The following is a 19185-nucleotide window of genomic DNA, read 5'->3' as shown; positions in this document are numbered from 1 at the left end:
CCCTCTCAGGAGCGGTGCAGCATGGAACCGGCCGCACCCCGTCCTCCCATGAAGTGCTGGAGGAGCGCCCTGGTGACGAGTACGTTACAGAAAACGCTCGCCACGATGCCGATGCTGAGGGTCACCGCAAAACCGCGGACAGGTCCGCTGCCGAAGTAGAACAGCACGGCCGCCGCAATGAGCGTGGTGATGTTCGAGTCAAGGATCGTAGCGAGGGCCTTCTTGAAGCCGGCGTCGATGGCCGCCAGGGGCGTTTTCCCAGCACGTGTCTCCTCCTTCATCCGTTCATAGATGAGCACGTTACCGTCCACGGCCATACCGATGGTAAGAACGATACCAGCGATTCCGGGAAGGGTGAGAGTCGCCTTGAGGGAGATGAGGCCCGCGAAGATGAGGAGTATAGCCACTGCGAGGGCCGCGTCGGCGGCAATGCCGAGCGTCCTGTAGTAGAGCAGCATGAAGAGGAACACAAGGGAGGCGCCGATCAGGCCGGCGCGGATTCCCGAGTTGATGGAGTCCTCGCCGAGGCTCGGCCCCACCGACCTGTTCTCTATGACTTCGACGGCGATGGGGAGCGCGCCGGCCCGGAGCATGATGGAAAGCCGGCTTGCCTCCGCGGGGCTGAACCGTCCCGAAATCTGGGCATTTCCGCCGGTGATCCTCTCCTGGACTACGGGAGCGGATATGACCACTCCGTCAAGGACAATGGCAATCTGCCGTCCCACGTTGTCAGCCGTTGCCCTGTCAAAGAGCTTGGCCCCTTCGGAGCTGAACGTGAGGGCCACCACCGCCCGGCCAAGGTTGTCGTACTGGGTTTTGGCGTCCACGAGGTCCTTTCCGCCCACCAGCACCGGCCCGAGGAGATAGTACCGGCCTTCGTCGTCCCTGGACACCCTGGACCCGGCGATTTCCCCGCTCCGTTTGGCGAGGGTTTCCCTGCCCGCCTCAATCTGGGACCTGGCTTCGTTCCACCGGGTCTCCGCCCGCCTGAACTCCTCGTCACTGTCGTAGTTCGGCCTCTGGGGGCCGGGGGGAACGGTGGCGGTGGCCTCGACAACAGACCGGAACTCAAGTTCGGCGGTCTTGCCTATGAGTTCGAGAGCCGCATCGGGATCCTGAATTCCGGGAAGGTCAACGATGACCCTATCCCGGCCTTCCCTCTGGATGACCGGTTCGGCCACGCCGTACTGGTCAACCCTGTTCCGCAGGACGGCGAGCAGCCTTTCGATGCTGTCCTCCGTCACCTTGCTGTCTTCAGATTCCTTCGCCTGAAGGACGATGTGTGCGCCGCCCTTCAGGTCAAGCCCTAGGTTGATCTTTCCCGAGATGGGAAACACCGTCACGAGAGCCGCAACAACCACGATGGCGACTAAACCGAGCCGCCAGCGGTCTCTTCTGAGCATAATTCTTCCCTCCTGGACACTCCGCGAAATTAGTGCATATCAAAGGACCGGAAAAAGCGGAGCGGCCGCCCGGAGGCGACCCTCTCCGCACCGGTGTCTTTCCTCACCCGGGAAAAGGTCAGTTTTTCTCCTCTTCCGTTTTGCCTGCATCCTCCCTGGGGGCGGATTCCTTCTGCTGGGGGGCGGCGGCCGCGCGCTTGGTGGCCACTGCTGACTTCAGTATACGGACTTTCACTCCGTCTGCTATTTCCACAACGATGCTGTCATCCTTGACTTCCCTTATGGTGGCGAAGAATCCGCCGATGGTCACGATCTGATCTCCCCTGGAAAGGGACGCGAGAAGTTCATCCTGAGTTCTCTGCCGCTTCTTCTGGGGCCTGATGATGAAAAAGTAGAAGATAACGACGAATATCGCGAGGGGGAAAAGCATTCCCATAAGACTGCCCTGTCCTCCAGCTCCTCCTGCTGCCTGTCCGCACTGCTGATCCATGAAAAAAACGCCTCCTCAAAGTATTTTGGTTCGAAGGCCCCGAAGGGGACCATGATATTCTATCAAATACTACTCCTCTTTGTGCTTGAGAAAGAAAAGCAGCTTCTCGAGCTCCACCGAAATATCCACCGCCGCGAGAAGCACATTCTCCGGGACTGAAAGGGACACCGGGGCAAAGTTGAGGATTCCCTTCACCGTTCCCGCCTGGACCGCCCTGTCGGCCACATGCTGCGCCGCTCCGCCGGGAACGGTGAGAATCAGAACCTCTATCTCCTTCTCCCGGACGATTTCCGTGATGTCATCCACGGAATAGCAGAGAATGCCCTGGATTTCCGTACCGATCTTGTCCGTGTCCACGTCGAAAAGAGCCCTGATGTGAAATTTGTCGTTCTGGAAGGCCTGGTATCCCAGCAGCGCTTCTCCGAGCTTTCCCACTCCGACGAGCCCGATGGACCATTTCCTGGGTGAGGCCAGAATGCGGCTGATATGCTTATGGAGACGGTCAACGTGGTAGCCGACGCCTCTTTTGCCGATCTCTCCGAAATAGGAGAGATCCTTTCTCACCTGGCTGGCCTTGAAGGACAGCATCTCCCCCATTTCCTGGGAGGAGACCACTTTCTGCCCTTCGGCGACAAGCTGCTCCAGCAGGCGGTGATACTGTACAAGCCGTTCAACTGTGGGTTCAGCTATCTTCATTTCCGCACTTCCTTCAGTGGGATGGTGAAGGGGCGGAGACGTTCTCCGCCCCGGAAGCTATTCCTTCCAGGCGACGACTTCTATTTCCACGAGGGCGCCCTTGGGAAGGGCGCTGACTTCCACGAAGGACCTCGCGGGCGGCTCCTTGTCGAAGTGTCGTGCGTATACGCCGTTGACCACGGCAAAATCGCCCATGCTTGTTGCGAAAACGGTGGCCTTGATCACGTCGGAAAGGGTGTAGCCGGCCCCCTCGAGAACCGCCCTGACATTCTTAAGGACCTGCTCCGCCTGCTGCTCCACGCCGCCCTCAACAAAATTCCCCGTGGCGGGATCGATGGGAATCTGTCCCGAGCAGAAAAGAAAATTCCCTGCCCTTACAGCCTGACTGTAGGGTCCGACGGCCGCCGGGGCCGCCGTGGTGGAAATGATTTTTTTCATCACGTTTCCTCCTTCGTAGGTATTATCTGTAGGGGTTACCCCGGAACTGGGAAAGCCGGGCATAGGGCGCCCGCTCCAGGTCTTCGGCAATGCGCAGGAGCTGGTTGTACTTGGCGACCCTGTCGATCCGCGCCGGGGCTCCTGTCTTGATCTGGCCTGCACCGGTGGCGACGGAAAGGTCACTGATGAAGGAGTCGTCCGTCTCGCCGGAGCGGTGGGAGATGATGGTGCCGTATCCGTACCGCTTGGCGAGGGCGATGACGTTGAGTGTCTCGGAGAGAGTGCCGATCTGGTTCAGCTTGATGAGAACCGCGTTGGCGACCCCTTCCTCAATGCCCCTGGAGAGCTTTTCGGGGTTGGTGACGAACAGGTCGTCGCCGACGATCTGAATCTTCTTCCCGAGCCTGGAGGTCATGACGGCCCATCCGGACCAGTCGTCCTCCGCCATTCCGTCCTCGATGGAGAGGATGGGATAGTCCCGGCAGAGTTCCTCCCAGTAATCCACCATCTCCTCTGCGGAGAACACCTTGTTCTCTCCGGCGAAATGGTACTTGCCATCCTTGAAGAACTCGGAGGCGGCGGGGTCGAGGGCCAGGCTCACGTCCTTGCCGGGGGCGTACCCGGCCTTCTCCACCGCCTCGAGGATGAGGTCGATGGCCTCCCGGTTGCTCTTCAGATCGGGGGCGAATCCGCCCTCGTCGCCGATGGCGGTGCTGTAGCCCCTGGCGTTTACCGTCTTCTTCAGGGAATGGTAGGTCTCCACCCCCATGCGGAGGGCCTCGGCAAAGGTCTCGGCCCCGTGGGGGACGATCATGAACTCCTGGATGTCCACGTTGTTGTCAGCGTGGGCTCCGCCGTTGATCACGTTCATCATGGGCGTGGGGAGGGAGAAGGGCCCGAGGCCGCCGATCCATGCCCACAGGGGCATGTCGTGGTCATCCGCCGCCGCCCTGGCTGTCGCGAGGGACACGCCGAGAATGGCGTTGGCGCCGAGTTCGCCCTTGTTCGGCGTTCCGTCAAGCTCCATGAGCGCCGCATCGAGTTCCGCCTGGTCATCGGCGTCAAAGCCCATGATCTCGGGGGCGATCTTCTCGTTGACCCCGTTCACGGCCTTCAGAACCCCCTTGCCGTTGTACCTGGGACCGCCGTCCCGAAGCTCCACCGCCTCGTAGGTTCCGGTGGACGCACCGGAGGGAACGGCAGCCCTTCCCGAGGCTCCGCTGTCAAGCCAGACCTCCACTTCCACCGTGGGGTTTCCCCGGGAGTCGATTATTTCTCTTCCGTGCACTCCAATAATACTGCTCATCGATCTCAGCTCCTTTTTCAGTTCCATTCTCATCCGTACAGGGGATGATTTTCTTCCGCTACCACGGTTTCTCCGCCGGGTCCGCCCGCCGCTCCTCCCGGATGCCGTAGGCCCCTCCGGGAGCACACCGCTTCAGCGCGTTTTCTTCGTCGCAGAGAACCTCCACGGTCAGGATCCTCGACGGGTAGGCAATGTCGAGAACGTCCCCGGCCCGGATCACGGCAGCAGGCTTGCACTGCCTGCCGTTGATCCTCACAGCTCCGAGGGTGACCATTTCCTGCGCTACGGTGCGCCTCTTGACGAGGCGGGCAAGTTTCAGATATTTGTCCAGTCTCATGATTCTTCTTCCTCCGGTTTTGAAACCAACGAAAAGTATATCAAACCTCATCCTTATTTTTCAATTCTTTCACAAAGTCATTTTCCCTTTTCCCTGGGACTGCTCTTCAGGATCAGGGCCACCTCCTGGAACCGCAGGAGATCTTCCCTGCCCGCCTCTCCCCGGGAGAGTTTTTCCCGAATGTGCTCATACTCCCGCCGGGCCTTCCTCCTGGCGAGAATGTCCAGGACCACGTCCCATGCCGCCCGGGCTTCCCCGAGGCCTTCGCACCACTCCCCTCCCCGGGCGATGGCCCGGAGGGGAAAGGTCTCCCCGAGGGAATGCCAGCGGGACTCCACATCCTCCCTCGACGGAGCGGAAAGAAGAGCGGCGGCCACGGTCTGGAACCGTTCGTCCTCGAGAAGGGAAAGAATCTTCATTTCATCGGCGGTCCTGCGGATATGGTCGTCCTTCCACAGAAGGGCACAGACGGCGGCCTCCACTTCGTTTCCTTCGTCTTCCTTTCCGGACGGGGCGGGCTTTTCCTTCGCCGGGGCGGATGGTTCCCGGTTCCCTCCTTTTTTCCGGTAGTCCTCCAGGAGGCCGCTGAGTTCATGGGGGAAAATGCCCATGGCGGAGGCGACCCTCGGCAGGTAGGGGGCAACGTCCACCGGGGACAGGCTGCCCAGCCCCGAGAGAATTTCGTCCGTGGCTTTGCGGCGCTTGTCCGGGGAACGGAGCATCTCCCCCCGAAGATATACGTGATGGAGAATCAGGGGCCTGGCGGACTCGAGGGCCTTCCCGAAGAGATCCTTTCCCTCGGGAAGGGAGAGAAGATCGTCGGGGTCTTTTCCGCTTGGGAGCTCCACGACCCGAACGTCCAGCCCCGCCTTCTGGAGCACGTACATCCCCCTCATGGCCGCCTCCTGCCCCGCGAGGTCGGAGTCGTAGCAGATGCAGCACCTGTCCGCAAGCCTGCGGATGAGCGCCGCCTGGTCTTCTGTGAGGGCCGTTCCAAGGGAGGCGGCGGTTTCCCCGAAGCCGCCGAGGTGAAGCCGTATGGCGTCCATGTAGCCTTCCACGAGGATCAGGCGGCCCGAGGCCCGGGCAGCTTCCTTCGCACGGTGCAGGAGGTAGAGGTTTTTCCTCTTGCTGTAGAGGGTTCCCTCCGGGCTGTTGATGTACTTGGCCCCTTCGCCGTCGATGAGCCGTCCTCCGAAGGCGAGGAGCCGTCCGGCAATATCCCTCACCGGAAAGATCACCCTGCCCCGGAACCGGTCGTAGAGCCCCCCCTTCCCTTCCAGGACGAGTCCCGCGTCCAGGGCCTCCTTCGGCTGTACGCCCTGCCGGAACAGGCTGTTCCAGAGGGAGTCCCATGATGAGGGCGCCCACCCGAGCTCAAAGCTCTCCCAGGTTTCAGGGGGCAGGTTTCTCCTTCCAAGGTAGGCCCGGGCGGCCTCACCCTCAGGGCCCCGGAGAAGGTTCCGGTAATGGGAGCAGGCCATCTCCATGATGTCCGAGAGGCTCCGGTCCCTTTTCTCCCCTCCCCTGGCGGCGGAAAGAGTTACTCCCGCCCTCGAGGCAAGGACCTCCAGGGCTTCCCTGAAGCCGAGGCTCTCTTTCTCCATGACGAAGGTGAAGATATCGCCCCCCTGGCCGCAGCCGAAGCAGTGGAAGGTCTGCCGGGAGGGGGAGACTGTGAAGGACGGGGTCTTCTCCTCGTGAAAGGGGCAGAGGCCGATGAAATTCGCCCCGGCTTTCTTCAGCCGGACATGATCCCCTATCACTTCCACGATATCGAGTCGTTCCTTGATAATGCGGACGTCGTCTGACTGCACCCTGATCCTCCTAAAACCAAAAAATTCGGGGGGAAGGTTTCCCCTCCCCCCAGTATTGTACTCTTCTTTCGCCCTTATACGAAAAGGGGCGCGAGAACAAGGGCTACGACTGACATAAGCTTGATGAGGATGTTCAGGCTGGGGCCGGCGGTGTCCTTGAAGGGGTCGCCCACCGTATCGCCCACCACTGCCGCGGCATGCTCGGGGGTACCCTTGCCGCCGAAGTTGCCTTCCTCGATGTACTTCTTGGCGTTATCCCATGCGCCGCCTGCGTTGGACATAAAGATGGCCAGCATCACGCCGGTGACGATGGAGCCGCCGAGAAGCCCGCCGAGGGCCTGGGCGCCGAGAACGAAGCCTACCACCACGGGAGAGAGGACGGCGAGCAGGCCGGGGATGATCATTTCCTTCAGGGCCGCTGCAGTGGAAATGTCCACGCACTTCTCATACTCGGGCTTGCCGGTGCCCTCCATGATTCCGGGGATTTCCTTGAACTGGCGGCGCACTTCGTCGATCATGGCTTCCGCCGCACGGCCCACGGCCTGGATGGACATGGAGCTGAACAGGAAGGGAAGCATTCCGCCGAGGAAGAGACCCACCATGACCTTCGGGTCGTTGAGGTCGATGGCGGTGAGCTTCACCGAATGGGCGTAGGCGGCGAACAGGGCGAGGGCCGTGAGGGCGGCCGAGCCGATGGCAAGTCCCTTGCCCATGGCGGCGGTGGTGTTGCCGATGGCGTCAAGCTTGTCGGTGATCTTGCGGACTTCCTTGGGCAGGTGGCTCATCTCGGCGATGCCGCCCGCGTTGTCGGCGATGGGCCCGTAGGCGTCAACGCTCAGGGCCATCCCGGTGATGGAGAGCATGCCCACGGCGGCGCAGGCGATGCCGTAGAGGCCGCTGAAGTAGTAGCTGATAAGCGTGGCGGCACAGATGAGGAGCACCGGAATCACGGTGGACTTCATGCCCACCGCCATGCCGGCGAGGATGACCGTTGCGGGGCCCGTCTTGGAGGACTCGGCGATGTGCTTCACGGAGGCGTAGTCGCCGGAGGTATAGATCTCGGTGACGAAGCCGATGAGCACGCCCACGCCCACACCCGAGACGACGGACCAGAAGAGGGCGAATTCCCTGAACATGGCGAGGGTGACGAGGAAGGCGCCGCCGATCATGATGCCGCCCGTGACGAAGGTTCCGGTCCGGAGGGCCACGGAAGCGCTTCCGCCGTCCTTCACCTTGACGAAGGTGGTTCCGGCGATGGCGGAGAGAATGCCCACGGCGGCCAGGACGAGGGGAAAGACCACGCCCTTCGATCCGAACACGGCCAGGCCGATGGCCATGGCGGCGATGATGGAGTTCACGTAGGACTCGAACAGGTCGGCGCCCATTCCGGCGATGTCGCCCACGTTGTCGCCCACGTTGTCGGCGATGACCGCAGGATTCCGGGGGTCGTCCTCGGGGATGCCCGCCTCGACTTTGCCCACCAGGTCGGCTCCCACGTCGGCGGCCTTGGTGTAGATTCCGCCGCCCACACGGGCGAAGAGAGCGATGGAGCTGGCTCCCATGCCGAAGCTGGTGATGAGCGTGGGATCTTCGAAGAGGGCGTAGCAGAACAGGATGCCCAGGACGCCGATGCCCACCACGGACATGCCCATGACGCTGCCTCCCTTGAAGGCCATGGTGAGGGCCTCGTTCATGCCCCTGGTGGCGGCGAAGGCCGTCTTGCCGTTGGACTTGGTGGCGACCACCATGCCTGCGTAGCCGGCCGCGGCGCTGCAGAGTCCGCCGATGATGAAGGAGAATCCGGCCGCTCCGCCGATCTTGATCCAGAGCAGCACTCCCACGATAAGCAGGAAGGGAAGAAGCCATTTGTATTCCCTGTACAGGAAGGCCATTGCCCCCCTGTGAATAATGTGTGAAAGCTCGGAGACCCTTTCGTTATCAACCCTGAACATGTCGATGCGCACATAGGAAATGAAGGCGAAAGCAAGGGCGGCGATTCCCGTGATGCCGACGATCAACAACAACAAAAAGTCCATTTCCACTACCTCCTCGTTATGATGAGACTAGCGTCCACAAATTACGAAAAAAATGGACAAAGCCCGCTGCGACAGCAATTATAGGGAGTAAAAATACAAAAAACAAGCATGGATTGCCAAAAAAAGGCTTATTTCCGCCGTTTCAGGTAGATTTCAGCCCCTCCTTTCAGCGAGTTCACTCCCTTCAGGGGAAGGACGAGCCCGGCGAGACATCCTGCGATCATCCCCGAAACAAAGGCTTTCAGGGGGATCTGCTTTCCCTGCACGTACAGGGAGGCAGGCTGGTCTCCCTCGGCTTTTTCGTACATTTCGATAATCCTCGCCGCGAGCTGCTTCTCCGTTCCCGGCACGAAAATGCGGCTTCCGTCACCGCCCGCGCCGGTGCGGTCGAAAAAGGCGAACACGCCTTTCACGTCGGGCGGCAGTTCTTCCGGGGAACCCGCCCAGATCCTGGGGAGGGGGATGTATTTGGCCCCCTCCACGATCACGACGTCCTTGCCGGGAAAGAACTCCAGTATCTTCTCCCTGGAGATTTCTCCGGCACCCGCTTCAAGGACGGCACCGTCCCCGCCCCAGTACAGTGAGGAAACTCCCAGAGCGGAAGCCCTGCCCGTATCGGTCTCCTCCGGGGAAAGGACGTTTTTCTCGGTATGTTTCACAAAACCGGCGCTCAAACCGGCGGAAAGAATTTCCCGCAGCAGCGCAAGGGCAAGGGTGGTCTTTCCCCCGTCCTTAAAACCGGAAACAGCGATCAGAAGCGGCATGAAACCATTCCTTCCCTTTCTGCCGGTACCTATCGTTCAGTGCCCTTCCCCTGTTCATCCTACTCCCATTCTATGGTGGAGGGCGGCTTGCTCGTCACGTCGAGGGCCACCCGGTTCACTCCCTTCACCTCGTTGCAGATCCGGCGCGCTGTCCGGTCGAGAATGTCGTAGGGCACCCGGACCCAGTCGGCGGTCATTCCGTCGTGGGACTCCACCGCCCGGAGGACGGCCACTTCCGAGTAGGTCCTGGAATCTCCCATGACCCCAACGGTCTTTACGGGAAGGAGGACGGCGAAGGCCTGCCAGATGGACGGATACCCCTCCCAGGAGACGATCTCCTCCCGGAAGATGGCATCAGCGCGGCGGAGAGTATCCAGTCTCGTCTCGTCGATCTCGCCGAGGCACCTCACCGCAAGCCCGGGGCCGGGGAAGGGCTGCCTGGAGACGATGGCCTCCGGCACGCCGAGAAGGCGGCCCGTGGACCGGACCTCGTCCTTGAAGAGGTCCCGGAGGGGTTCGAGGACCTTAAGCTTCATGTCCTCCGGCAGACCCCCCACGTTGTGATGGCTCTTGATGACCGAGGCGTTCTTTCCCTTGTGGCCGCTCTCGATGACGTCCGGATACAGGGTCCCCTGGAGGAGCCATGCCGCGTCCTCGAACCGGGCAGCCTCCTTTTCGAATACGCGGATGAAGGTTTCGCCGATGATCTTCCGCTTCCGCTCGGGATCGGTCACGCCGGCGAGAGCTGAAAGGAACGTTTTCGATGCATCCACGTAGTGGACCTTGAGACTGAGCTGTTTGTACTGCTCCAGCACTTCCTCGGCCTCGCCGAGGCGGAGCAGGCCGTTGTTCACGAAAATGCAGTCGAGCCTGTCGCCGATGGCCCTGGCCGTAAGAACAGCCGCCACCGACGAATCCACGCCGCCCGACAGGCCGCAGATCACCCGGTCATCGCCGGTCTTCTGCCGGATCTCCTCCACCATGATATCGATCCAGTTCCCCAGGTCCCAGTCAGGGGAGCAGGAGCAGACCTTGAACAGGAAATTGGAGAGGATTTCGGTGCCGAAACGGGTATGGACCACTTCGGGGTGGAACTGGAGACCCCAGATGCCCTTTTCGGGATTCTCCATGGCCGCCGGAACGCCCTTCGACGTCTCGGCGACCAGACGGAAGCCGGGGGCGAGGGCATCGATGTGGTCGCCGTGGCTCATCCAGACCTCGAAAGAGGACGGCACTCCCTCGAAGAGAAGGGATTCTCCGGAAACGGAAATTTCAGTGCGGCCGTACTCCCTCGCCTTTCCCGATGTGACCCTGCCTCCCATCATGCTGGTGACAAGCTGCATTCCGTAACAGACGCCCAGCACGGGCACTTCCAGGGAGAACAGTCCTTCCGGCAAGGCGGGGGCGTCCTCGTCGGTGACGCTCATGGGGCCTCCCGAGATGATGACGCCCCTCGGTCTGCGGCTTTCGATCTCACCCAGGGAAACATCCCAGGGAAGGATTTCGCTGTGCACCTTCAGCTCCCTGACCCTGCGGGCGATGAGCTGGGTGAACTGGGAACCGCAATCAAGAATGACGATGTTGTCCAAAAAACCATTCCTCCCGAATCAATGGGGTGTATAGCACAGGTATCTTATCAGAAAGCCCTTCTTCGTTCCACAGAAGGGAACATTGAGCTGAATCTCCGGGCAAGTAACATTACTCCGGCCTGCCGGGGAATGTAAGCAGAAAGTGACCCGTTCCTTCAAGGACAATGTCTCTTCGCCCGGCAGGGACGAAGGCGCTGTCCCCCGTGCCGATCCCCAGTCCGCCTCCGGACGATGAGAGACGGGCTTTTCCGTCGAGACAGAGCAGGGAAAGAAAGAACTCGTCCCCCACTTTTTGCGAAAAACGCCCGTTCAGTTCCAGCACGCTGCAGGTGAAGGATGGGCAGGAGCACAGGAGGCGAAGCTTCCCTCCGGGAACGAAACGGAACTCCCCTTCCCCCCCCGGGGGCGGAGGGCAGCCTTCATCCATGCGAAGGACATCCAGGGCCTTCCCGATGTGGAGGGGCCTGGGCCGTCCGTCCTCCCCGGCCCTGCCGTAATCGAAGACCCTATAGGTAATGTTGGAGCTCTCCTGTACCTCCGCGAGGACGATGCCTTCCCCTATGGCGTGGATCGTTCCCGCCGGGATGAAGAAAACACCTCCCGGCTCCACGGGGACGGAACGAAGGACTTCCGGCAGAGTGCCCTCCCGGATGCGCCGTTCCACTTCCCCCCTCGTCACCGGGCGGGAAAAGCCGCAGTAGAGGAAAGCGCCGGGATCGCTCCGGAGGATATACCACATCTCCGTCTTTCCCCGTCCTCCCTCCGTCCGGCGGGCGTAGTCTTCATCGGGATGGACCTGTACGGAAAGGTTCCGGGCGGCGTCGATGAGCTTCACGAGCAGAGGGAATCCCCTCCCCGCCGGCACTGCCGTCCCGGCCGCCCCGGGGTGGCTTTCCAGAAAGGCCGTCAGGGTCTGCCCGCGGAACGGTCCGCCGGCGATCACCGATTCACCGTCAGGATGGGCGGACAGTTCCCAGCTCTCGGCGATCCGTTCCGGGCCCCCTCTCTTTCCGAAGAGGGAGGCCAGCCTGTTTCCGCCCCACAGGTAGTCCTTGTACGCCGGAAGCAGCAGAAAAGGCGCTCCGTGTTCCGTCATTCCGGAAACATCTCCGATTCGGCGAAGGCGCAGAGAAAATGATAGACGGCCCCATGAAGCTCCTGGATCCTGAATGTCCGTCCGTCCGGGACGGGAATCCACAGGTCCGCCGCATCCCTCAGCGCCCCTCCCCCTTCGCCGGTAAGGGCCATGGAAAAGGCGCCCCTCGCCTTCGCCGCCATGAGGGCCCATTTCACATTCCGGGCGTTCCCCGACGTGGAAATGCCCAGCACCACGTCTCCCGGGCCGGCGTACCCCATGACCTGCTGGGCAAATACGAGGCCGTAATCGCCGTCGTTGGCCACCGCCGTCACGAGAGCCTGCTGGCTGCAGAGGGATATGGCGGGCAGAGCTCCCTGGAGCTTATCCGCCAGAGCCGTGCCTTCCGGGCCGAAGAGGGAGCCGAAGAGTTCCCGCTCCGCCGGCGGCAGGGGGCGCTTCAGGAGGAAGCCCTTCATGAGCTCCCCTACGATATGGTCACTGTCGGCACAGCTTCCCCCGTTGCCGCAGACAAGAAGCGTGCCGCCCTCCAAAAATCGGCGGACCAGCACATGGGCAGCCTCGAGCACCTGATCCCTAACAGGTTCCAGGCCGGGGTTTTCAGCAAAAAAACAGTCAACGAGCTTCCGGGTCCGTTCGTTCATGCCTTCCTCCGGGAACGTCAGTTTTCCTGATCATACACCCCGGCACCGGAAGAGGCCATATCCGCTCCGGCATGGGCCTCCTGCTGCAGATTCCGGGTCTTTCGCATGATCCTGTAATTTTCAAGAAGAAAAAGAAAGAGGCTCATCACGGGCGGCCCGATGAAAAGGCCGAGAATCCCCCAGGCGGCAAGACCGCCCACGATGCCCACAAAGACCACGAAGAAGTGGATCTTTCCTCCGCCGGAAATGAAAAGGGCCTTCAATACCCGGCCGATGGTCCCCACCACCAGAACGCCCCATCCAAGCAGAATGAGGCCGCCGGTCCAGTCCGAAACCGCCAGAAGGTATGCAGCGCCGGGAAGCCAGACAAAGGCGGTCCCGAGGAAGGGAATCAGGGCAAAAAACGTCATGAGGGCGCCGAAGAGCACCGGGTTGGGCAGGCCGGCGATGAGCCACCCGAGTCCACCAGCCGCCCCCTGCACCAGGGCCGTGAGCAGGACACCGTACACCACCGCCTGGAGAGTCCCCTTTCCCCGGTCGAAAAAGGCCGCAGCCTGACCGGATGGGAGGGGGACGATTTCCCGCAGGTAGGAGACGATGTACTTTCCGTCCCGGAGAAGAAAAAAGCAGGAAACGGTGATGATGGAAACGTAGTAGAGAAACAGCGCCGCGTCTCCCGCCGCCGACACCGCTTCCACGGCGCCCCGGGCCGCCGTCTCCCGAACCCACCCCCGGATCGCCGGATACCGGACCATCCACGGGCGGATATGCTCCACGAGCCATTCCGGAAGGAGAGTGGCGAGAGCTCCCTCACCTGTAGATTCCATGGCTGCCAGCACCTCGAGGACGAATCCGTGGAGGCGGACGCCTTCCCGCAGGGCCAGGACGACGACAATGATACAGGGAAGGACGGCGAAAAGGACGATCATCCCGGTGGCGGCAGCGGCGGAAAAATTGTCGGACCGCCTCCGGAACGGCCCCTCCTTCATTTTCATAAACAGTGGATAGATTGAAAAGGAAAGGAGCACCGACCATGCGAGGGGCTTGATCAGGGGAAAGACCACGGCAAGGGCCAGGGAAGCCACCGCCGCCAGAATGCCGAAAAACGGAAGGGCCTGTCTGCCTCCCTCCCGGGCTGTCATTCCGGAACCTCCGTCCGCTGCCGGTTCTTTCATGAACGCCACACCCTTTCCATGAAGGAATGGAAAAGCCTCCCGGATTGCTCCGGGAGGCTTCACTATACCATTTCTTCCTTCCCGCGGGGGGATGGATTCTAGTACATATCCTCCATGCCGCCCATTCCGCCCCTGGGCATGGCGGGTTCCTTCTTCTCGGGCTTGTCGGCGACGATGGCCTCGGTGGTGAGGACCATGGCGGCGATGGAACCCGCGTTCTGGAGGGCGCTCCGGGTAACCTTCACGGGGTCGATGATGCCGGCCTCGATCATGTCAACGTAATCTCCGGTGGCGGCGTTCAGTCCGTGCCCGGCCTTCAGGCCGCGGACCTTCTCGACGACCACGTCGCCCTGGAAGCCGGCGTTCTCGGCGATGAGGTGCAGGGGAGAGGTGAGAGCCTTCAGGACGATGGTGGCGCCGGTGCGCTCGTCGCCTGCAAGGGTGGCGACAAACTTCTCGAGGGCGTCGATGCAGCTCACGGGAGCGACTCCGCCGCCGGCCACGATGCCTTCCTCGACAGCGGCGCGGGTGGCGTTGAGGGCGTCCTCGATGCGGTGCTTCAGTTCCTTCTGCTCGGTCTCGGTGGCGGAACCGACCTGGATCACGGCCACACCGCCGACGAGCTTGGCAAGGCGCTCCTGGAGCTTTTCCTTGTCGTACTCGGAGCTGGAGTCCTCGATCTCCTTCTTGATCTGGGCGGCGCGCTTCCGGATTTCCTCGGAATTGCCGGCGCCTTCCACGATGGTGGTCTCTTCCTTGGTGATGCGGACCTTCTTGGCCTTGCCGAGCATGGAGAGTTCTGTGCTGTCAAGCTTGATGCCGATCTCTTCGCTGACGACCTGGCCGCCGGTGACGATGGCGATGTCCTGGAGCATGGCCTTGCGGCGGTCGCCGAATCCGGGGGCCTTCACGGCAGCGACCTGCATGACGCCGCGCAGCTTGTTCACCACGAGGGTGGCAAGGGCTTCGCCTTCCACGTCCTCGGCGATGATGAGCAGGGGCTTGCCGGTCTGGACGACCTTCTCGAGGGTGGGAAGGAGGTCCTTGATGTTGCTGATCTTGCCGTCGTGGATAAGGATGTAGGCGTCGTCAAGGGAGACTTCCATCCTCTCGGGATCGGTGACCATGTAGGGGCTGATGTAGCCCTTGTCGAACTGGAGGCCTTCCACCATTTCAAGGGTGGTGCCCACGGTCTGGCTGTCCTCGACGGTGATGACGCCGTCCTCGCCGACCTTGTCCATGGCTTCGGCGATGAGCTGGCCCACGCCCTTGTCATTGGCGGAGATGGAAGCGACCTGGGCGATCTTGTCCCGGTTCTTCACGGAAATGGCCTTTTTCTTGAGCTCGTCGACCACGAGGTCGATGGCCCGCTCGATGCCGGAGCGCATAAGCATGCCGTTGGCTCCGGCTGCCACGTTCTTCATTCCCTCGGCGATGATGGCCCGGGCGAAAACGGTGGCGGTGGTGGTGCCGTCTCCGGCGATGTCGTTGGTCTTGGAGGCGACTTCCTTCACCAGCTGGGCGCCGGTGTTCTCGTACACGTCCTCGAGTTCGATCTCCTTGGCGATGGTCACGCCGTCATTGGTGATGGTGGGAGAACCGAACTTCTTCTCGAGAACCACGTTCCGGCCCTTGGGGCCGAGGGTGACACCCACGGTGTCGGCAACTTTATCGATACCGCGGAGCATCGCGCGGCGGGCTTCTTCTCCGAAAATAAGAATCTTAGCCATTATTTTCTACCTCCTCTGGAAGATGGAACTACTTCTCGATGATGGCGAGCACGTCCCGCTCGCTGAAAATGACGTACTCATCGCCGTCAAGCTTCACTTCGGTGCCGGCATACTTGCTGAAGATGATCCTGTCGCCGACTTTCACCTCAAGGGGAAGCTTCTGGCCGTTCTCGAGAACCTTGCCGGTGCCGACGGCGATGACTTCGCCCTCGGTGGGCTTTTCCTTGGCGGTGTCGGGAAGAACGATGCCGCCCCTGGTCTTTTCCTCATGGTTGACGACCTTGACTACGATCCTGTCTCCAAGCGGTTTCAGATTCATGGTACAAATCCCTCCTAAGAATGTTTTACAAAATGCTAGCACTCATTCGAAGCGAGTGCTAAATGACCGGAATAGATATTACGGATGAAGAGGTGGAATCTCAACACCGGGAGAGGGGAAATATGGGGAATTATGGGCGAATATATCGTTATTGCTCCTGTTTTCTTCGATTTATCGAGTTTTTTAGCTTAAAGATGCTTCACCAGAGCTCCCACGAAGGATCGGGAGCAAAGTCGATGGGCGTCCGGACGCCCCGCAGATAGGCGCTGCAGCCTGCGGCGGCTATCATCACGGCATTATCGGTGCAGCGGTTCACGGGGGGCAGAAAGACGTTCCATCCTCTTTGCTCCTTCAGCGCCGCCCTCAGGGCGCTGTTGGCGGCAACCCCTCCGGAAAGGGCAACGGTTTTCACACCGGTCCGCTTCACCGCCAGGGCGAGCTTGCCCACCAGGGAATCCACCACGGCTCTCTGGAAGGAAGCGCAGATGTCCTCCACCGGGACCGTTTTCCCTTCGGCCCGCAGGCGGCCGATTTCCGTCACCGCCGCGGTCTTCAGGCCGCTGAAGCTGAACACGATCCCTGCCGAACTTCCCCTCATGGGAACGGGAAAATCGAAGGCCCCGGGATTGCCGGAAGCGGCGAGACGATCCACGGCGGGACCTCCGGGATAGGGCAGGCCGAGGACCTTGGCGACCTTGTCGTAGGCTTCCCCGGCGGCGTCGTCCCTCGTTCCGCCAAGGAAAACATACCTGCCGAAATCCTCAGCAAGGACGATCTCCGTGTGGCCTCCGGAGACGATCATGCAGAGAAAGGGAGGGGCCAGTTCGGGGAAGGAAACCACGTTGGCGAACATGTGCCCTTCGAGATGGTTCACTGCGACGAGGGGCACGTTCCACGCAAGGGAGAGGGCCTTGGCGGCCATGACCCCCACGAGGAGGGATCCCATGAGCCCAGGCCCGGCGGTCACGGCGATAAGACCGATCTCCTTCGCCGGCTCCCTTACGGCGGCCCTCCGGAGCACTTCCTCCGTGAGGGGGAGAAAAGCCTCGAGGTGCATCCTCGCGGCAAATTCCGGAATGACTCCTCCATAGGGGGCGTGGGATTCCACCTGGCTCGAGAGCAGCTCGGCGGCCACGTCCCTTTGGCCCCGAAGAACGGCCACGGCGGAGTCGTCGCAGCTGCTCTCGATTCCGAGGGTGAGGAATTCCCGCTCCGGTGAGCTCATCTCTTCGGCAGCTCCAGCTCCGTGGCGTAATCCCCCACGGCGAAACGCACCGTCTTCCCCTTCACCGCCGCCGCGGGAACGGCCACGGCAAACTCCGCCGTCAGGTCGGGGGGCAGCTCGCCCACAGGGACGAAGTGCCGGTTGGTCAGCACGTCCGCCGGAGTGAGCACGTGGGAGCCGATGGATATCATGGAATGGTCGAGGGTGAGGTTCTTCACCGTCCGGACCCGGATGATGAACATGGCCTTCTTCCTGGTTTCCTTGCCTCCGTAGAAGCTGGTGTTGTTTTTCAGCCATTCGGGGGCCATGGGGTCGGACCAGGCCGACTCGACGAGCTTCCCGTCCACGTAAATGAAGGCGAACTGGGCCCTGGCGCCGATGATGAGATCTCCAAGGGCCTCCCCTTCGAACCACAGGTTTGCCGTCCGCTGATCCAGAAGCCGTTCCGTATCCTGAGCGCCGGCGGCTCCGGCGACGGCGAAAATCAACAGAAACAGAAGAGCCGCGATTTTTCTCAATTTCATGGTTCATTCCTCCCCGTCAGATCGTTTCGGTTCTCTGCCGCCCTTTTTCCGGGCCAGGGCGCCCCGAAGCCAGCCCCATTCCTGGAAGCGCATCACTCCGGTGCTCACCCCGTAGGCGGCGCAGGAGGCCAGGAAGATGCCTCCGAGCCACGCCCCCCGGAGAGAAAGACTTCCCTCCGCCGGATAGGGCATTCCAATAGTGTACACGAAGACTACCCCCGCGGTCACCGCCAGAGAGGCAGCCATTTTTCCGGCCCATGAAAGAGAAAAAACACCGAGGCCGGTCCCCAGGTTCCTGGAGAGCAGCCTCACCCCCACCCACCCTGAAAGGGTGAAGGAGAGGGAGGTGGCCAGGGCAAGCCCTCCGAAAGACATGGGCTTCATGAGGATCAGGGAGAACAGGGCCGTGGCGGCCACGCTCGTCAGGGTGACCCACAGTGCCTGCCTGGGAAGGCTGCGGGCATAGAGCCCCCTCATGACCACGGTGGAACACGCCATGCCCGGGAGGCCGACGGAATACATGGCCAGGGAATGGGCCGTTCCCTCCCATGCCCACGTCCCGAAAGCGCCCCGGAAGAAAAGAAGGTGGACGATTTCCCTGGAAACCAGGGTCATCCCGAGGGTGACCGGAAGCACCACGAACAGGGCAAACCGGAGAGAATCCCTCATGATCTCCCGGAATTCGTCCACGCTGTCGGCGGAACACCGGGAAAGCTGGGGAAGCACCGCCTGGGAGACCGCGATGACGAACAGCCCCAGGGGAAGCTGGATGACCCGGTTCGCATAGTTCAGCACCGAGATGGCCCCCTCCTGCAGAAAAGAGGCGAGCATCCTGCTGAGCACAGGGTTGACCTGGTTGAGGGAGAGTCCGGCGGCATAGGGAAGGAACAGGGAGAGCATCCTCCGCAGGTCCGGGTCGCGGAGGTCGGGCTTTGCGGGAAGAAGGGAGACTCCCATCTTTCCCGTCCACCCCCACTGCAGGGCGAACTGGCACGCTCCCCCGGCGAGGACGGCCGCCGCGAGGCCCCACACTCCCCAGGGAGAAGCGACCAGAAGCACCAGGGCGATGTAGACAAGGTTGCTCAGGGCGGGCGCCAGGGCCGGGACCAGGAAGGAGCCCATGCTGTTCAGCACGCCCATGGCGAGGGCCGCCAGAGAGACGAACAGAAGGAAGGGGAACATCCACCGGGTGAGGGACACCGCAAGGGACGTTTTGACAGGATCGAATCCCGGGGCCATAATGCCCACCAGGAGAGGCGACAGAACGATGCCGGCCAGAACGGCCAGACCCGTGGCCGCCAGGAGCACGGTAAAGGCCTGGCGGGCAAGTCCTTCCGCCGCTTTTCGTCCCCTGTCGGCCAGGACCCTGGAAAAGACGGGAACGAAGGAAGCCGAAAGGGCTCCCTCGGCAAGAAGCTGCCGGGCGAGGTTCGCTAGGGTAAAGGCCACGTTGAAGGCATCGAGCACCCCCGACGCGCCGAACCACGCGGCGGTGACGATCTCCCGGACCAGGCCGAGAACCCTGCTCGCCAGCGTTCCCGCCATCATGAAGAGGGCGTGACGCACCATGGTTGAAGTCGATCTCGCCACTGTCAG

General features: G+C 61.7%; 18 protein-coding genes. All 18 read right to left on the bottom strand.

Annotation, left to right across the window (positions count from 1 at the left end; all coding sequences use genetic code 11):
• Window positions 1–5: 5 nt before the first annotated feature.
• Window positions 6–1403, bottom strand: coding sequence for a protein translocase subunit SecD (secD, locus tag C8D99_RS08345; RefSeq protein ID WP_133957678.1), 1398 nt, complete (start codon window positions 1401–1403; stop codon window positions 6–8).
• A gap of 118 nt (window positions 1404–1521) precedes the next feature.
• Window positions 1522–1893, bottom strand: coding sequence for a preprotein translocase subunit YajC (yajC, locus tag C8D99_RS08340; RefSeq protein WP_133957677.1), 372 nt, complete (start codon window positions 1891–1893; stop codon window positions 1522–1524).
• Between the two features lie 69 nt (window positions 1894–1962).
• Window positions 1963–2589, bottom strand: a complete 627-nt coding sequence (locus tag C8D99_RS08335; RefSeq protein WP_133957676.1) for a redox-sensing transcriptional repressor Rex — start codon at window positions 2587–2589, stop codon at window positions 1963–1965.
• Window positions 2590–2646: 57 nt separating this feature from the next.
• On the bottom strand, window positions 2647–3027 hold the full coding sequence (locus C8D99_RS08330; protein WP_133957675.1) for a RidA family protein: 381 nt from the start codon (window positions 3025–3027) through the stop codon (window positions 2647–2649).
• A gap of 22 nt (window positions 3028–3049) precedes the next feature.
• The gene (eno, locus tag C8D99_RS08325; RefSeq protein ID WP_133957674.1) at window positions 3050–4333 is read right to left on the bottom strand and encodes a phosphopyruvate hydratase; all 1284 of its coding nucleotides are present in this window, start codon (window positions 4331–4333) and stop codon (window positions 3050–3052) included.
• A 58-nt stretch (window positions 4334–4391) separates the two neighbouring features.
• On the bottom strand, window positions 4392–4670 hold the full coding sequence (locus tag C8D99_RS08320) for an RNA-binding S4 domain-containing protein (protein ID WP_133957673.1): 279 nt from the start codon (window positions 4668–4670) through the stop codon (window positions 4392–4394).
• A gap of 77 nt (window positions 4671–4747) precedes the next feature.
• Complete coding sequence (dnaG, locus tag C8D99_RS08315) at window positions 4748–6487, bottom strand: DNA primase (protein WP_133957672.1); 1740 nt, start codon at window positions 6485–6487, stop codon at window positions 4748–4750.
• 74 nt (window positions 6488–6561) lie between these two features.
• Entirely contained in the window at window positions 6562–8523 is a 1962-nt protein-coding gene (locus tag C8D99_RS08310) for a sodium-translocating pyrophosphatase (RefSeq protein ID WP_133957671.1), read from the bottom strand.
• Window positions 8524–8651: 128 nt separating this feature from the next.
• Complete coding sequence (locus C8D99_RS08305) at window positions 8652–9287, bottom strand: molybdopterin-guanine dinucleotide biosynthesis protein B (RefSeq protein ID WP_133957670.1); 636 nt, start codon at window positions 9285–9287, stop codon at window positions 8652–8654.
• Between the two features lie 59 nt (window positions 9288–9346).
• Window positions 9347–10876, bottom strand: a complete 1530-nt coding sequence (gene guaA, locus C8D99_RS08300; protein WP_133957669.1) for a glutamine-hydrolyzing GMP synthase — start codon at window positions 10874–10876, stop codon at window positions 9347–9349.
• A 109-nt stretch (window positions 10877–10985) separates the two neighbouring features.
• Complete coding sequence (locus C8D99_RS08295) at window positions 10986–11972, bottom strand: type I phosphomannose isomerase catalytic subunit (RefSeq protein WP_133957668.1); 987 nt, start codon at window positions 11970–11972, stop codon at window positions 10986–10988.
• Entirely contained in the window at window positions 11969–12616 is a 648-nt protein-coding gene (locus tag C8D99_RS08290) for a D-sedoheptulose-7-phosphate isomerase (protein WP_133957667.1), read from the bottom strand. Before C8D99_RS08290 ends, C8D99_RS08295 begins: the two co-directional genes overlap by 4 nt.
• Window positions 12617–12633: 17 nt before the next feature.
• Window positions 12634–13758 carry an AI-2E family transporter gene (locus C8D99_RS08285; protein ID WP_166670088.1) on the bottom strand — a complete coding sequence of 375 codons (1125 nt, stop codon included), beginning with the start codon at window positions 13756–13758 and terminating at the stop codon, window positions 12634–12636.
• A 131-nt stretch (window positions 13759–13889) separates the two neighbouring features.
• Window positions 13890–15521, bottom strand: coding sequence for a chaperonin GroEL (gene groL / locus C8D99_RS08280; protein ID WP_133957665.1), 1632 nt, complete (start codon window positions 15519–15521; stop codon window positions 13890–13892).
• A gap of 28 nt (window positions 15522–15549) precedes the next feature.
• Window positions 15550–15840 (bottom strand): co-chaperone GroES, encoded by a 291-nt coding sequence (groES, locus tag C8D99_RS08275; RefSeq protein ID WP_133957664.1) that lies wholly within the window; start codon window positions 15838–15840, stop codon window positions 15550–15552.
• 199 nt (window positions 15841–16039) lie between these two features.
• Window positions 16040–17065, bottom strand: coding sequence for a tRNA (adenosine(37)-N6)-threonylcarbamoyltransferase complex transferase subunit TsaD (gene tsaD, locus C8D99_RS08270; protein ID WP_133957663.1), 1026 nt, complete (start codon window positions 17063–17065; stop codon window positions 16040–16042).
• Window positions 17062–17589 carry a hypothetical protein gene (locus C8D99_RS08265; protein ID WP_133957662.1) on the bottom strand — a complete coding sequence of 176 codons (528 nt, stop codon included), beginning with the start codon at window positions 17587–17589 and terminating at the stop codon, window positions 17062–17064. The genes tsaD and C8D99_RS08265 overlap by 4 nt, the downstream gene beginning before the upstream one ends.
• Window positions 17590–17592: 3 nt before the next feature.
• Window positions 17593–19179: a murein biosynthesis integral membrane protein MurJ gene (murJ, locus tag C8D99_RS08260; RefSeq protein WP_133957661.1), complete on the bottom strand. Its 1587-nt coding sequence runs from the start codon at window positions 19177–19179 to the stop codon at window positions 17593–17595.
• Window positions 19180–19185: the final 6 nt, after the last annotated feature.

It is taken from the genome of Aminivibrio pyruvatiphilus (genome assembly GCF_004366815.1).
GTDB classification, from domain to species: domain Bacteria; phylum Synergistota; class Synergistia; order Synergistales; family Aminobacteriaceae; genus Aminivibrio; species Aminivibrio pyruvatiphilus.
This window is presented reverse-complemented; position numbering and strand designations above follow the sequence as displayed.

Excerpts from the sequence above, each read along its gene's own strand:
- secD (WP_133957678.1), bottom strand. The coding sequence starts at position 1,403 with ATGCTCAGAAGAGACCGCTGGCGGCTCGGTTTAGTCGCCATCGTGGTT.
- yajC (WP_133957677.1), bottom strand. The coding sequence starts at position 1,893 with ATGGATCAGCAGTGCGGACAGGCAGCAGGAGGAGCTGGAGGACAGGGC.
- C8D99_RS08335 (WP_133957676.1), bottom strand. The coding sequence starts at position 2,589 with ATGAAGATAGCTGAACCCACAGTTGAACGGCTTGTACAGTATCACCGC.
- C8D99_RS08330 (WP_133957675.1), bottom strand. The coding sequence starts at position 3,027 with ATGAAAAAAATCATTTCCACCACGGCGGCCCCGGCGGCCGTCGGACCC.
- eno (WP_133957674.1), bottom strand. The coding sequence starts at position 4,333 with ATGAGCAGTATTATTGGAGTGCACGGAAGAGAAATAATCGACTCCCGG.
- C8D99_RS08320 (WP_133957673.1), bottom strand. The coding sequence starts at position 4,670 with ATGAGACTGGACAAATATCTGAAACTTGCCCGCCTCGTCAAGAGGCGC.
- C8D99_RS08310 (WP_133957671.1), bottom strand. The coding sequence starts at position 8,523 with ATGGACTTTTTGTTGTTGTTGATCGTCGGCATCACGGGAATCGCCGCC.
- C8D99_RS08305 (WP_133957670.1), bottom strand. The coding sequence starts at position 9,287 with ATGCCGCTTCTGATCGCTGTTTCCGGTTTTAAGGACGGGGGAAAGACC.
- C8D99_RS08295 (WP_133957668.1), bottom strand. The coding sequence starts at position 11,972 with ATGACGGAACACGGAGCGCCTTTTCTGCTGCTTCCGGCGTACAAGGAC.
- C8D99_RS08290 (WP_133957667.1), bottom strand. The coding sequence starts at position 12,616 with ATGAACGAACGGACCCGGAAGCTCGTTGACTGTTTTTTTGCTGAAAAC.
- C8D99_RS08285 (WP_166670088.1), bottom strand. The coding sequence starts at position 13,758 with ATGACAGCCCGGGAGGGAGGCAGACAGGCCCTTCCGTTTTTCGGCATT.
- groL (WP_133957665.1), bottom strand. The coding sequence starts at position 15,521 with ATGGCTAAGATTCTTATTTTCGGAGAAGAAGCCCGCCGCGCGATGCTC.
- groES (WP_133957664.1), bottom strand. The coding sequence starts at position 15,840 with ATGAATCTGAAACCGCTTGGAGACAGGATCGTAGTCAAGGTCGTCAAC.
- tsaD (WP_133957663.1), bottom strand. The coding sequence starts at position 17,065 with ATGAGCTCACCGGAGCGGGAATTCCTCACCCTCGGAATCGAGAGCAGC.
- C8D99_RS08265 (WP_133957662.1), bottom strand. The coding sequence starts at position 17,589 with ATGAAATTGAGAAAAATCGCGGCTCTTCTGTTTCTGTTGATTTTCGCC.